Source organism: Phyllobacterium sp. LjRoot231 (assembly GCF_964253365.1).
Taxonomy (GTDB): Bacteria; Pseudomonadota; Alphaproteobacteria; order Rhizobiales; family Rhizobiaceae; genus Phyllobacterium.
Window position 1 is genome coordinate 721,387 of sequence record NZ_CAXUQT020000001.1, and the last position, 13,645, is coordinate 735,031.

Here is a 13,645-nt window from a genome sequence, read left to right on the forward strand (position 1 = left end):
CGGAAAAATCAGCCTCCTCCCAAGGCGATTTAAGACGATAAAATATGGGTTTTGGAGTATTTCTGACCGCGATCCGTGTCAATTCACCTAAAGTCTAAGCGAATTTGGTTGTGCTGGCCTTGGCGTTACAACACTTGGAAAACAAAAAGCCCGGCGCGATGGCCGGGCTTTTCGTTGGAACTCAATCGCTGATTAAGCAGACTTCTTCTTGCCGTCTTCGTCGATTTCTTCGAAATCGGCATCGACGACATCGTCATCCGCCTTGGCAGTTGCGTCGGCTTGGCCGCCTTCGGCAGCAGCAGCTTCAGCAGCCTGCGAGGCTTCGTACATGGCCTGGCCAAGCTTCATCGAAACTTCGGCCAGTGTCTGGGTCTTCGCCTTGATGGCTTCGGAGTCGTCGCCTTCCGCTGCCGTCTTCAATTCGGCAAGGGCGGTTTCGATGGCCTGCTTGTCTTCGGCCGAGACCTTGTCGCCATATTCCTTCAGCGACTTCTCGGTCGAATGGATCAGAGCTTCAGCCTGGTTCTTCGACTCGACGGCCTCGCGGCGCTTCTTGTCGCTCTCGGCATTGGCTTCGGCGTCCTTGACCATCTTCTCGATGTCGGCATCGGAAAGACCACCGGATGCCTGGATACGGATCTGATGTTCCTTGCCCGTGCCCTTGTCCTTGGCCGAGACGTTGACGATACCGTTGGCATCAATGTCGAACGTCACCTCGATCTGCGGAACGCCGCGCGGTGCCGGTGGAATGCCGACGAGATCGAACTGGCCAAGCGACTTGTTGTCGGCAGCCATTTCACGCTCGCCCTGGAAGACGCGGATCGTCACGGCGGACTGGCTGTCCTCGGCCGTGGAGAAAGTCTGCGACTTCTTGGTAGGGATCGTCGTGTTGCGCTCGATCAGACGGGTGAAGACGCCGCCCAATGTTTCGATACCGAGCGACAGCGGGGTAACGTCGAGCAGGAGAACGTCCTTGACGTCGCCCTGCAGAACGCCGGCCTGAATGGCGGCACCCATGGCGACGACTTCGTCCGGGTTCACACCTTTGTGGGGCTCTTTGCCGAAGAAGGCTTTGACGATTTCCTGGATCTTCGGCATGCGGGTCATGCCGCCGACGAGAACCACTTCATCGATTTCGCCAGCCTTGAGGCCGGCATCCTTGAGCGCCGACTTGCAAGGCTCGACAGTGCGCTGAACCAGATCATCGACCAGGCTTTCGAACTTGGCGCGCGACAGCTTCATCGTCAGGTGCTTCGGACCGGTAGCATCGGCAGTGATAAAGGGCAGGTTGATTTCCGTCTGCTGCGCGGAAGAAAGTTCGATCTTGGCCTTTTCCGCAGCTTCCTTGAGGCGCTGCAGAGCAAGCTTGTCGTTCTTCAGGTCGATGCCCTGTTCCTTCTTGAACTCGGCTGCGAAATATTCAACCAGACGCATGTCGAAGTCCTCACCGCCAAGGAACGTATCGCCATTGGTTGACTTCACTTCAAATACGCCGTCGCCGATCTCGAGGATCGAGACGTCGAACGTACCACCGCCAAGATCGTAGACGGCAATGGTCTTGCCTTCCTTCTTGTCGAGGCCATAGGCAAGGGCAGCCGCAGTCGGCTCGTTGATGATGCGGAGGACTTCAAGGCCAGCGATCTTGCCGGCATCCTTGGTTGCCTGACGCTGGGCGTCGTTGAAATATGCCGGAACGGTGATGACAGCCTTGTCGACCTTTTCGCCGAGATAGGCTTCAGCCGTTTCCTTCATCTTCTGCAGGATCATCGCTGAAATCTGCGAAGGCGAATACTTCTTGTTGTGAACTTCTACCCATGCGTCGCCATTGTCGCCTTTGACAATGTGGTAGGGAACAAGCTTCTTGTCCTTCTCGACAGTCGGGTCTTCAAAACGCCGGCCGATAAGGCGCTTGACCGCAAAAACGGTCCCTTCCGGATTGGTGACAGCCTGACGCTTGGCCGGCTGGCCAGCGAGGCGCTCGTCGCTATCCGTAAAAGCGATGATCGAAGGTGTTGTCCGTGCACCTTCTGCATTTTCAATAACCTTTGCGTTTTTGCCATCCATGACAGCGACGCAGGAATTGGTCGTACCTAGATCAATACCGATAACTTTAGCCATTACTCTTCTCCATTCAGCAGGCTGCCGGGACCTCTGCCGAGCATTCCATACGGGCAGCCCCTAGGGGGTTAACAAAATCAGGACTGCAGCGCGGGCAGTTCTTACAGTGTTGGTGGCTATATAAGAAGGGTCAAATTGCCATGCAAGTCAGAAGCTGCAGCATTTGCATGCATAATCACCTTAAAAGACTCGGCAAAATGAGTTTTTCGCCCCATATATCGCCTATGACCGACAATGCGATCCACCTCCCCTTGCCTGGACACCGCCGGAGCCGGCTGATCAACAGGCTGCACACGTGGCTGCTGCTGGCCGGAAGCCTGCTCTTGCTCATTGCCTGCGCCTGGACCCTGGCAGGGCCTGCCGGCATCATTTACGCCTTCGTCTTTGGCGGGATCAGCCTTTATGCCATCAGGCGCATAAGTCCTCAAATGGTGCTGACCATGTATAAGGCAAGGCCTGTGACGCGCGCCGAATTCCCGCAAGGACTGGCGATTGTCGAGGAACTTGCGCGCCGCGCCGACCTGCCAAAGCCGCCGAAGCTACATGTCATTCCCTCGCGCATGATGAATGCTTTCGCCGTGGGACGGAAAGATAATTCCATCGTCGCCGTTACCGACCAGCTGATCCGGGCGCTGACAGCGCGAGAACTCACAGGCGTTCTGGCGCATGAAATCAGCCATATTCATAACGAGGACCTCAAGGTGATGGCATTGGCCGATACGGTGTCGCGCTTCACTTCGCTGATGTCGACGATCGGTATCGTCTCGTTGCTGTTCAACATCACCTGGATGGCCAGCGGATCGGCGACGCAGATCCCGTGGCTTGGTGTTATGGTGCTTTTGTTTGCGCCGACGATAGGCGGACTGTTGCAGATGGCGCTGTCACGCACCCGCGAATTCGATGCCGATCTTGGTGCGGCGATGCTTACCGGCGATCCCGATGGACTGGCCGATGCCCTGACAAAACTGGAAAAGGCCCAAGGCAGGATCTGGGAAAATCTCATCCTGCCGGGCGGACGCATTCCCGACCCTTCGATCCTGCGCACGCACCCCTTGACCGAGGCCCGGGTGGCGCGGCTCCATGCGCTGAAAGAGGCCTGTGACATGGTGGCTCGCGGCGATATTCTTGCCGATCTGGAGCTAAAGCCGCAGGACCATATCCGCACACGGCCAAGGTCCGTACCCCAGATTGGCCAGCAATATGGGCGCTGGAACTCCAACAATTTGGAAATCCTGTCCCTGATCAATACACAGGCAACACACCCTGTGGTGCCCGGCAACGCAGCGGAATGCGAGGCCTGTGCCCAGAGCCTTTATACGCCCGACGGCGAGCCGCGGGTTCATGTGGCTCGGGGTGGGGTTTATTGGTAATTCAGACCGTTTCCCACTTGCCGCTCTCGTCCGCACGGTAAACAGCGTCGATCAACTTCTGATTGAGGACCGAATCCTCCAGCTTAAACACCGGGACATCCTCGCCTTGCGCGGCACGGGTAAAGGCTTCCACTTGCAGGCAGTAATGGTCCACATTGCCGAAGTTGTACTCCGTCGCGGTCGCATGGTTTGCGTCATGCAAGGTGATCTTGGCGTGGTCGTATTTGCCTGTGTTGAACGGCGCGAGGACCTCGATGTAGCCCTTGTCGCCATGGAATGCGATCGACTGGTGTGCGGCCAGCTGCGTCGCGACATAGAAGGTCAATTCGAAATCTTCGAAATCGGCGCGTACGCTGGCATAGCGATCGGTACCGAAATCCGGGTCGCGCTCGACAGTCGCCAGAACGCGGACCGGTTCCTTGCCGGTGACGAAACGTGTCGCCACTGTCGGATAGACGCCGATATCAGGCAGAGCGCCGCCACCCAGCGACAGCTGGTTGCGCATATTGGTGGCATCCTTGTTGAAATAGGTGAAGGCTGCCTGTACCTGACGGAGACGGCCGATGGCGCCTTTCGCGATCAGTTCGCGAACCTTCAGCCATTGCGGATGATACGTCACCATGAAGGCTTCCGAAATCAGCACGCCATTGGTATCGCGGGCGCGCTGCAGGGCAGCGATCTCGCTGGCATGCAGGGAAATCGGCTTTTCGCACAGGACATGCTTGCCGGCTTCCGCAGCCTTCAACGACCACTCGACATGCTGCGAGGTTGGTAGCGGGATGTAGACGCCGTCAATATCCTTCGACGCGAGCATCGCCTCGTAGGATCCGAAGGCATGCGGCGCGCCAAAACGTGTCGCCACGGCGCGGGCCTTCGACAGGTCGCGGCTGGCGATGCCGGACAGAACGGAATTTTCCGCGTTGCAAATAGCGGGAATAACCGCCGTGACCCCGATTTTTGCCGTCGATAGAACACCCCAGCGAAACATCATGACTTCTCCTTTGCGTCGCCGGGCAACCTAGGTCGTAAATTTGAAGAAATCAATGAAGGCGCGCAGGGCCGGACGCATCTGGCGGCGGCTGGGATAATACAGGTAGACGCCGGGAAACGGCGCGCACCAATCCTCAAGCACGCGGCGAAGTTTGCCTTGAGCTATGGCTTCCGGCGCCATGTATTGCAGCAGGAATGCCACTCCCGCGCCGCCAAGAGCCGCTTCGACCACCAGCCGGTCATCGCCAAGAATAAGCGGCCCATTTACATCAAGGACAATTTCCTCGCCGTCTTTCTCGAATTCCCAGCGATAGACCTGGCCACTGGAAAAGCGGCGGCGGATGCAGAGATGATCGAGAAGATCGCGCGGATGCAGCGGCACGGCATGGCTTTCGAAATAGCTCGGCGCGGCAACGATGCTGGCACTGATCGCATCGCTCATGCGAACGGCGATCATATCCGGCTCAAGGCTTTCGCCAAGCCGCATGCCGGCATCGACGCCTGCCGCGACGATATCGTTGAACGGCTCCTCGACGCGCAACTCGAGCGTCACGCCCGGATAGACCTCGCTGAAGGCTGCTATGCGCGGTGCAAGCAGCCAGTGGGCGGCAAAGGGCGGAACACTCAAGCGCAGATTGCCGGCGATGCGATTGTTCGCCTCTTTCACCGCATCCAGTGCCAGGTCGATCTCGCCAAGCGCAGGGCGAAGTCGCTTGAGCAGCAGCGCGCCTTCCTCGGTGACCGTGACGCTGCGTGTCGTGCGGGCGAGCAACCGAACGCCGAGGCTCTGCTCCAAGCTCGAAATGGCGTGGCTGACGGCCGATGGTGCAATGCCGAGTTCCTTGGCCGCGCCTCGGAAACCGCCACAGGCAGCGACGGTGGCAAAAATTGCCAATTGCGGAAGCCGGGATCGATCCATTGATCTATCATATAGAACAAGCTGTGAAAGTTTAAGCCAGTTATCGAACAACGTTTCCACCCTTATCTTCCGTTGGCCACACCAGAAGGAGATCAGTGATGGAAAAACGTAGACTCGGAACGGAACTTAGCGTCTCGGCTGTGGGCCTTGGTTGCATGGGCATGACTTTCGCCTATGGCGGACAGGATGAGGCCGATGCGATCCGCACCCTGCATCGCGCGGTGGATATTGGCGTCACCTTCTTCGACACGGCGGAAGTCTATGGGCCGTTCGACAATGAGATTCTTGTTGGCAAGGCCATGAAAGGCCGGCGCGACAAAGTGGTGATTGCCACCAAGTTTGGCTTCAAGATTGCCGACGAAGGCGAAGGCCCGTCGCGGATGGTCGGCGTCGACAGCCGTCCAGAACATCTGAAGGCGGTGGCGGAATCGTCGCTTGGACGCCTCGGCATCGAGCAGATCGACCTGTTCTACCAGCACCGCGTCGATCCGAATGTCCCGATCGAGGATACGGTGGGGGCCATGGCTGACCTCGTCAAGCAGGGCAAGGTGAAGGCTCTTGGCCTCTCCGAGGCCAGCGCCGCCACCATCCGCCGCGCGCACAAGGTGCATCCGATCGCCGCCGTCCAGAGCGAATATTCGCTATGGAGCCGTGAGCCGGAGGATGATGTCTTTGCGGTCTGCCGCGAGCTTGGCATTGGCTTCGTGCCGTATAGCCCGCTCGGCCGCGGTCTTCTCACCGGCACGATCAACAAGCCGGACGAACTCGGTGCCGATGATTGGCGCAAGACGCTGCCGCGCTTCCAGGCCGAGAACATGGATGCCAACGCTGTGCTGATCGCAACGTTGAAGGGCCTCGCCGCAGACAAGAGTGTGACGCCAGCTCAGCTCGCGCTCGCCTGGGTGCTGCATCAGGGCGATTTCATTGTGCCGATCCCCGGCGCGCGCAAGATCAAGCATCTCGAAGAGAATGTCGCGGCGGCCGAAATTTCCCTGTCTATCGCTGATCTCACCAAGATTGGCGATGCACTTTCGCCGACGCAGGTCGCGGGCAAGCGTTATACGGATGCGGCACTGGCTCTTGTGAACGGCTGATACGGGGTTCAACAATGAAAAAGGGCAGCTGAACAAGCTGCCCTTTTTCATGCCCTTGACAGACGAATTGACGTGAGGCCTATTCCTGACCGTCGCGGACCACTTTTAAAAAATCTCCGGCGGCTCTATATCGCGCAAGATCGATTTGTCTCAACAAGCCGCGCCACCCGTCTTTCATCGCTGGCGCCAAACCTGGAATACCATGGAAAAAGCAACGAAAAAGTCCCTTCGGCGTTGGTCTGTCGGATTGGTTCTTTTAGGCGCCATCGCCTATTTTGTCCCTTATCTGGTGATTTTCTATCTGATCTGCGGCCTCTATGATTTATCGCGCAACAAGAATTTGAACCGTGACGTCATCGAGCAATATTTCTTCGGCAACGGCATGTTCACCTGGGTCTTGTCGCCGCTCAACATTCTCCTCGACATCCTGTCTCTGCCCTATGTCAACAAGGGCGTCTACAAGCTGCAGGACCTTCCCGCCGATTATCAGGCCGAGGTAAAGCGGCTGATCACGGCAACGCAAAAGGAAAACATCGTCGGCCAGCTGCAGGCACGTGCGGAACAGCAGGCGCGCAGCATGTTCTTCTTCAAATGGTACGGGAAAGACCAGCCGAGCTTCGCCAATGTGCCGTCTTTCTATGAAAAGTACAATTTCGTGAAGACGATCGGTGTGTCGGTCTTCAACAAGAAGAACTCGACATCGAAACATTTTGGCCCGGTCCGGGCGACAATCCGCGTGCTCTACAACATCAACGACATGAATGATCGCACAGCCTATATCTGGTGCGGTGATACAACGAGTTACTGGAAAGACGATAAGCTGTTCATCTTCGACGACACGCTGATGCACCAGTCGGTCAACCAGACCGATCAGACGCGCTACTGCCTGTTCGTCGATATCCTTCGTCCGTCCTATTTACCTGGGCTGTTCGCCGCCGTGGTGTCGTTCATGGGCGTGATTCTAAAAGGCAGCAACTCGATCTTTTACAAAAACTGGAAGGTTATCCAGAAGTAACAGTGGTCAGGTGACGGCTTCGTTCCATGGGAATCATCCCATCATGATTGTCGGCGCCGCGGTGGACACACTGCCAAGCGCCGGCACGACGTTTACAATATGATTTTCCGTCGGTGACCTGCCCGTTCCTGCCCCGAAGGCTTATACGGAAATGTACTGCGAAACTTGAACGAGAACGCTGTCAGGCATACCGTCGCAGGACACCTCAAAGCTCGAACAACCCTATTTGATCTGAAAACCGAGGGCTTTAACTACGCTCGACAACGCATGGCGGTTTTTCAGCGCTTCTTTCGTGCCGATCCGTCGGCTCATTTGTTCCGTCCAATCGATTGCCGGCATAAGCTGTAATTTCTGAAAAGCACGCAAGACCTGATTATAGCCGCTGAAGTCCCCGCTGTCCGAATTGGCTTCGTATTGTTCGCGGTGAAAGACCTTTGATCGTGGCAGACGCGGTTTGATATCTGTTCTGATCGCGGGGTCCGGATAGCCAACCGTCAGGCCGAAGACCGGATCTCCGTCGGAAGCGCCAGCTCCTTCGCGACGGCCATTGGATTGTTTCGCAGTGCACCGATATAGCAAGTTCCTAACCCAAGCGATTCAAAGGCCATGACGGCATTTTGCGCGGCAAGCGTGGCATCGATAATGGCGAGAAGAAAGCTCTCCAAATAGTCCAGTCCCTCGGCCGGGGACCCTCGCGTATTGGTTATGCCTCTCAAGCGGGACAGGTCAGCCAACCAGACCAGAAGCAACGGAGCCTGATCGATCTGCTTTTGATTTCCCGCGACGGCGTTGATCCGCGCTTTGCGGTCGTCGTCTTCAACTGCCAATACGCTCCACGCCTGGAGATTGGACGAACTCGGCGCGGACTGCGCTGCAGAGATCGCAAGCTCCACCGCTGTCGCCGGAACCGATTGCGGCAGATAAAACCGTACGCTTCGATGTGCGAGGAGTGTTTCGATTACCGTTGTCACCGGGAGCGGGCCCGCCAAGTCCTGTTGCGTGCCATAACGTTGCTGCAACAAAAGACCGATACGATCAGTCAGGTTGTTCTGATGTATCGAGGCTGTCGCTGGCAAGTGTGGACATCTATCGAATTTCCTGTTTGCGGCCAGGCCGGATGTTCAATGCGCGCTGACCCGCCAGCGAAGAAGATGGGCTTCAGCGGTTGCAGCAAGTCTGTTTAGCGTAAAACCGACCAGACCGAGAATGATCACCCCTACCATGACCAGCGCCATATCGAAACGTTCGCGGCCCGCAATGATCAATCCACCCACGCCTCTGCCCACCGCTAGAAAATATTCCGCCCCAACAGTCGCCAGCCAGGAATAGATCAGGCCGAGATGGACCCCAGTCGCAATCGACGGCAAGGCTGCGGGAAGAAAAATACGGGTGATGCGTTGCAGTGGAGTGAACCTCAATGCCTGCCCGACGTCAATGAGGTCACGCGGCGTATTGCGCATACCCTCATAGGTATTAAGCACGACCGGGATGAAGGCTGCAATGGCAACGAAAACGATCTTTGCCTGTTCGCCGAAACCGAACCAGATCGATATCAGCGGAATCCAGGCCAACAATGATATCTGCTTGAGGCTGTTGAAGGTCGGCGTGATCAACATGTCTGCAGTGCGCGACAACCCCAGCAGCGTTGCGAAGGCTATCCCGATTGCCGAGCCAATCAGGAAACCAGCCACATTGCGAAACAGGCTGACGCCGAGTTCACCGATGAGATCGTTGTCGATCAACTCACGCTTTGCGGTCAAAAACACGTCTTCCAGAGACGGCAGAAACCGAGGGTCGACCAGACCGGTGCGGCTCGACACTTCCCAAACAACCAACAGCAACACGGGAATGGTCAGACCGCGCCGGATCTTGACCGCTCGTCTCGTTTGGAAGGTCGCCACGAGTGACATCAATTGCCCTGCTCGTGCTTCCAGCGTTGCATGGAGATCTCGGACATATCGAGAGCCTTGTCCATCACGAAGCCGATAATACCGATAGCGATCATCGCCACCATGACAACGTCGAGCCAGAACATCTGTCTACCCCAGACCAGCAGGTAGCCGAGTCCCTCCGAGGACGCGAGCAACTCGACGCCGACGAGCGCGGTCCAGGAATGTGTAAGGCCATAGCGGATACCGGTAAAAATAGAGGGTGCCGCGCCGGGCAGCACGATCAGACGCAAGGTCTGCCAACGGCTGAAACGCAGGGCATGACCGACTTCAACGAAATTGGCTGGAACCGAACGTATGCCGGCGGCCGTATTCATTGCCATAGGAACGAGTGCTCCCTTGGCGATGACAATGATCTTCAAAGTTTCGCCAATACCGAAGATCAGCATGAGCAAGGGAATCCAGCCAAGCGTTGGTATCTGGGCAAAAGCAAGAAAGAGTGGTCTCACATAGTCATCGACCCGTTGTGACAACCCCATTCCCATACCGAGCGCCAGACCGGCGACCGCGCCAAACAGAAATCCGATCACCACACGGCGCAAGCTGACGCCGGCATGATAGAAGATTTCGCCGGAGCTGATCATCTCCACCGCCGTGGAGTAGACATAGGCTGGGGACGGCAATATCTGCTCCGGCAACCAGCCTTGATCTGATGCAATCCACCAGGCAAGAAGCAGGCAAACCGGCAGAATCAACGCGATGGCGAAACGGCGCAGTCCCCTTCTGACCGTCTTCCATTGTGCCTTGTCCCGGCGGTTCGCTGACGCGGGCGCAATGGAAATGCTGTTGGATACGATGCTCATGCGATGGACCGCCAGACTTGCTCAGCGTGCCTGGACTACGAGCCCAGTGGCTTACCGTTTGCGCCATAGGCCTGCCAGAAATTCTGCAGCCCGAGTTTTTGCAGCGAAGTATTGAGATATTTCGGCTCGAACCAGCCATCTGTACTGACGTCGCGGCGGATCAGGCCAAACTCCTTGGCTTTTACGCCTTGCTCCTGATACTGCGAGACGAGCAGATCATCGATAAGCGGCGAATTGCGGTATGCCAGTTTGTCGTTCCTGAAATATTCTTCCAGGATTGGGACCGGCGTACCTGACTTGTGCCACAGCTCGAACAATGCTGACCGGTTCTGCTCATCCGATGACCACTGTGCTGCCTTCACAAACGCATCGACAACACGCTGGGTGGTCTCCGGGTGTTTTTCGATGAAGTCCTCTCGGGCCACGATACCGGCATTGCGGCCAAAGCGCGGATCATCACCCTTCGTGGTATAGATCACCTTGGCATTACCTTTGTCAGCGAGATTGATCAGCGCCGTATCGCCAAATGCCGCATCGATGTCCTGACTCGTCAGCGCCGCGACCGTTCCTGCGCTGTCAAGGTTGATGACCTGGAGATCCTTCTCGGTCAGGCCATTGGCCTCCAGGATCTTGATCGCTGCCAAATGCCCATTGGTGCCGCGCTGATAAGCAACTTTCTTGCCTTTCAGATCTGCGACTGATTTGATCCCGGAATCCTTTGCGACCGCCAGATAAAGAGGCTTGCGTGCACCACTAGCCAGAAGGTATTTGGTTTTCAAGCCATTGGCGCGGCCAATCAGAGACGGCAAATCGCCCTGATAGGCGAAATCGAGCTGATCATTGGCAAAGGCCTCGTTGACGGCTGGACCTGCGCCCTTGAAGAAAAACCACTCGATCTTGATATTCGGATCGCCAGCAAATTCTTTTTCAAGATACTCGCCCGCTCTCGCAGTTGCCGCGGAAGTGCCTTCCGAATAAGGACGGCTATCGAGGCCGATGGCGGCATAACCCACGTTGATGGTCAGGGGTTCCTCGGCACTAGCCGGAAACGCCAACGCAGAAAAGGCGAATGCGGCGATGACCGCTCTCCGGGTGAATTGGGATAGGCTCATGTCAAATCTCCGTCGATGAGTAGAGGGGCCGGCTGGCGGGTTTTGCGCGTAAGGCGGCATGGACTGGGTTTGGCTTGGGAGTCGGACGTTCTTTTGCCGTTGGCCGTTTGATCGGGGACTTCGGCTGATCGTCACCCGTCGTGCTGTTGAGAATATCGAGTACGTGGTTTCGAATATTGGCGAGTTGCGCCGAAGTTCGCTCGCGCGGATGCGGCAGGTCCACAGCGACGACTTCCCTGATCCGCCCCGGACGCGGTGACATGATCACGACGCGGTCGCCAAGATAGACCGCTTCATCGACGTCATGCGTGACGAGCACCATGGTAATCTGCTCCTTGGCCCAGATATCCTGCAATTCCCCCTGAAGGCGAGCCTTGGTGATGGCGTCCAAAGCGCCGAAAGGTTCATCGAGAAAGAGGACATCAGGGCGGTTCACCAGACCGCGCGCAATCCCGGCGCGCTGTGCCATGCCACCGGAAAGTTGATGCGGGTAGGCTTTCTCAAAGCCGGTCAAGCCTACCAACGCGATCTGTTTTGCAACGAGTTCGCGTTTTTCCGCTTTCGAAAAGAGTGCGTTTTCGAGGCCGAGTGCAACGTTGCGCTCGACCGTCAACCATGGAAACAAGCGCGGCTCCTGAAACACGATACCGCGATCAAGGCTGGGACCGGTGACCTGTGCCCCGTCGTGTTCGATAGTGCCGTCGTGCTGCACATCGAGACCCGCGCCAAGGCGCAGTAATGTCGACTTGCCGCAACCGCTGGCTCCGACAATGGTGACAAACTCGCCCGCGGCAATATCGAGACTCACATTATCGAGTGCCGTAATCGTATTTCCATTGACCTGGAAACGCCGACTGACATTGTTGATTTTCACATGCGCAAGGCTTGGCATGATTGCTCCTCGTTGGAATGAGTTTATTCAGCAGCAATGGCCGATTGCGCCGGGTGTTGCGGCTCGTGCAGGCCTAAATGGCTTCGCAATGTGCGGCCTTCATATTCCGTGCGGAACAGGCCACGGCGGCGGAGTTCCGGTACAATATGCTCGACAAAATCTGTAAGGCCCACAGGCAGATGCGGCGGCATGACGTTGAAGCCATCAGCCGCGCCCGTAGTGAACCACTCCTCCATCTGATCGACGATTTGCGTCGGGGTGCCAACAATCTGCCAATGTCCCCGCGCACCGGCGACTCGCAGGTAAAGCTGACGAATGGTCAGGTTTTCGCGACGCGCCAGATCGACCATCAGCTTTTGACGGCTCTTGCTGCCATTGGTTTCGGTGACTTCCGGCAGTGGTCCATCCAGCGGATATTTCGACAAATCAACGTCTCCCGCCATACCATTGAGCAAGGAAAGACCAACCGCCGGGTGGATCAGTTCCTGTATCTGTTCGAATTTTTCCTGGGCTTCCGACTCGGTCTTGCCGATAACCGGGAAAATGCCGGGCATGATCTTCAGATCATCCGGTGAGCGGCCAAAACGAGCGAGCCTGTCCTTCACATCGCTGTAGAAGGCACGGGCATCCTCGATGTTCTGATGCGCGGTAAATATGACTTCGGCGGTACGAGCTGCCAGATCTTTGCCGGGTTCCGACGATCCCGCCTGCACAATCACAGGATGGCCTTGGGGTGATCGCGAGACGTTGAGGGGCCCCCGCACCTTGAAATGCTTGCCGCGATGATTGAGAAGATGTTGTTTGGACGGGTCGTAGAAAATGCCGCTTTCTTTATCGCGCAAAAACGCATCTTCCTCCCATGTATCCCACAGCCCACGAACAACATCGGCAAATTCTTCGGCCCGCTCGTAGCGCTCAGCATGGGCGACGTGATGATCGCGATTGAAATTGTGCGCCTCATCTTCACTGGCTGAAGTCACGAGATTCCAGCCAGCGCGCCCTCCGCTGATATGGTCGAGCGAAGCGAATTTGCGGGCGATGTGATAGGGCTCGTTATATGTTGTCGATGCCGTGGCGACGAAGCCAACGCGCTCGGTCAGTGCGGCAAGAGCCGAAAGAAGCGTCAGCGGTTCGAACTGCGCCACATAGCGGATGGCCGTGCGGCTGAGTGCTTCGGTATCGGTTCCACGGGTGCCGACGCCATCGGCCATGAAGATCAAATCGAATTTCGTCGCTTCGACGATGCGCGCCAGCTCGGCGTAGTGAGCGAAATTCGATCCGGCGTCGGCTTGGGCCTGCGGGTGGCGCCACGCAGCAATGTGATGTCCGGTCGGATAGAGAAATGCTCCGAGTTTCAACTGGCCTGTGCGCTTGCTCATGATC

Annotated in this window: 11 protein-coding genes and 1 pseudogene; 3 read left to right on the forward strand and 9 right to left on the reverse strand. The window is 56.9% G+C overall.

Translation table 11 applies throughout. The annotated features are described in order from the left end of the window. Positions 1 to 192: 192 nt before the first annotated feature. Positions 193 to 2,118 (reverse strand): molecular chaperone DnaK, encoded by a 1,926-nt coding sequence (gene dnaK / locus ACSQ3H_RS03425; protein ID WP_436115746.1) that lies wholly within the window; start codon positions 2,116 to 2,118, stop codon positions 193 to 195. Positions 2,119 to 2,315: 197 nt separating this feature from the next. On the opposite strand from dnaK, the gene ACSQ3H_RS03430 reads away from it, so the two are divergent. Continuing rightward, positions 2,316 to 3,488 carry a zinc metalloprotease HtpX gene (locus tag ACSQ3H_RS03430; RefSeq protein ID WP_436115747.1) on the forward strand — a complete coding sequence of 391 codons (1,173 nt, stop codon included), beginning with the start codon at positions 2,316 to 2,318 and terminating at the stop codon, positions 3,486 to 3,488. Between the two features lies 1 nt (position 3,489). On the opposite strand, the gene ACSQ3H_RS03435 is transcribed toward ACSQ3H_RS03430, so the two are convergent. Beyond that, complete coding sequence (locus tag ACSQ3H_RS03435) at positions 3,490 to 4,476, reverse strand: Gfo/Idh/MocA family protein (protein ID WP_436119335.1); 987 nt, start codon at positions 4,474 to 4,476, stop codon at positions 3,490 to 3,492. A gap of 30 nt (positions 4,477 to 4,506) precedes the next feature. Next, entirely contained in the window at positions 4,507 to 5,397 is an 891-nt protein-coding gene (locus ACSQ3H_RS03440) for a LysR family transcriptional regulator (protein ID WP_436115748.1), read from the reverse strand. Positions 5,398 to 5,495: 98 nt separating this feature from the next. Here ACSQ3H_RS03440 and ACSQ3H_RS03445 point away from each other — a divergent pair, with 98 nt between their 5' ends. Then, on the forward strand, positions 5,496 to 6,491 hold the full coding sequence (locus tag ACSQ3H_RS03445; RefSeq protein WP_436115749.1) for an aldo/keto reductase: 996 nt from the start codon (positions 5,496 to 5,498) through the stop codon (positions 6,489 to 6,491). 202 nt (positions 6,492 to 6,693) lie between these two features. Further along, positions 6,694 to 7,506, forward strand: a complete 813-nt coding sequence (locus ACSQ3H_RS03450) for an aspartyl/asparaginyl beta-hydroxylase domain-containing protein (protein ID WP_436115750.1) — start codon at positions 6,694 to 6,696, stop codon at positions 7,504 to 7,506. 222 nt (positions 7,507 to 7,728) lie between these two features. Here the strand turns inward: ACSQ3H_RS03450 and ACSQ3H_RS03455 are convergent. The 6 genes and pseudogenes from ACSQ3H_RS03455 to ACSQ3H_RS03480 form a co-directional block, all read right to left on the reverse strand. Beyond that, a pseudogene (locus ACSQ3H_RS03455) lies at positions 7,729 to 8,582 on the reverse strand (nitroreductase family protein). A 45-nt stretch (positions 8,583 to 8,627) separates the two neighbouring features. Then, on the reverse strand, positions 8,628 to 9,416 hold the full coding sequence (locus ACSQ3H_RS03460; RefSeq protein WP_436115751.1) for an ABC transporter permease: 789 nt from the start codon (positions 9,414 to 9,416) through the stop codon (positions 8,628 to 8,630). Then, complete coding sequence (locus ACSQ3H_RS03465) at positions 9,416 to 10,258, reverse strand: ABC transporter permease (protein WP_436115752.1); 843 nt, start codon at positions 10,256 to 10,258, stop codon at positions 9,416 to 9,418. The genes ACSQ3H_RS03460 and ACSQ3H_RS03465 overlap by 1 nt, the downstream gene beginning before the upstream one ends. A 35-nt stretch (positions 10,259 to 10,293) precedes the next feature. After that, positions 10,294 to 11,370, reverse strand: coding sequence for an ABC transporter substrate-binding protein (locus tag ACSQ3H_RS03470; protein WP_436115753.1), 1,077 nt, complete (start codon positions 11,368 to 11,370; stop codon positions 10,294 to 10,296). A gap of 1 nt (position 11,371) precedes the next feature. Next, positions 11,372 to 12,262, reverse strand: a complete 891-nt coding sequence (locus ACSQ3H_RS03475; protein WP_436115754.1) for an ABC transporter ATP-binding protein — start codon at positions 12,260 to 12,262, stop codon at positions 11,372 to 11,374. 23 nt (positions 12,263 to 12,285) lie between these two features. Next, positions 12,286 to 13,641 (reverse strand): LLM class flavin-dependent oxidoreductase, encoded by a 1,356-nt coding sequence (locus ACSQ3H_RS03480; RefSeq protein WP_436115755.1) that lies wholly within the window; start codon positions 13,639 to 13,641, stop codon positions 12,286 to 12,288. Between the last annotated feature and the right edge of the window lie 4 nt (positions 13,642 to 13,645).

Bases quoted from the DNA above. Each gene is read 5' to 3' on its own strand.
- ACSQ3H_RS03440 (WP_436115748.1), bottom strand. From the start codon at position 5,397: ATGGATCGATCCCGGCTTCCGCAATTGGCAATTTTTGCCACCGTCGCT.
- ACSQ3H_RS03450 (WP_436115750.1), top strand. From the start codon at position 6,694: ATGGAAAAAGCAACGAAAAAGTCCCTTCGGCGTTGGTCTGTCGGATTG.
- ACSQ3H_RS03480 (WP_436115755.1), bottom strand. From the start codon at position 13,641: ATGAGCAAGCGCACAGGCCAGTTGAAACTCGGAGCATTTCTCTATCCG.
- dnaK (WP_436115746.1), bottom strand. From the start codon at position 2,118: ATGGCTAAAGTTATCGGTATTGATCTAGGTACGACCAATTCCTGCGTC.
- ACSQ3H_RS03435 (WP_436119335.1), bottom strand. From the start codon at position 4,476: ATGTTTCGCTGGGGTGTTCTATCGACGGCAAAAATCGGGGTCACGGCG.
- ACSQ3H_RS03465 (WP_436115752.1), bottom strand. From the start codon at position 10,258: ATGAGCATCGTATCCAACAGCATTTCCATTGCGCCCGCGTCAGCGAAC.
- ACSQ3H_RS03430 (WP_436115747.1), top strand. From the start codon at position 2,316: ATGAGTTTTTCGCCCCATATATCGCCTATGACCGACAATGCGATCCAC.
- ACSQ3H_RS03475 (WP_436115754.1), bottom strand. From the start codon at position 12,262: ATGCCAAGCCTTGCGCATGTGAAAATCAACAATGTCAGTCGGCGTTTC.
- ACSQ3H_RS03445 (WP_436115749.1), top strand. From the start codon at position 5,496: ATGGAAAAACGTAGACTCGGAACGGAACTTAGCGTCTCGGCTGTGGGC.
- ACSQ3H_RS03460 (WP_436115751.1), bottom strand. From the start codon at position 9,416: ATGTCACTCGTGGCGACCTTCCAAACGAGACGAGCGGTCAAGATCCGG.
- ACSQ3H_RS03470 (WP_436115753.1), bottom strand. From the start codon at position 11,370: ATGAGCCTATCCCAATTCACCCGGAGAGCGGTCATCGCCGCATTCGCC.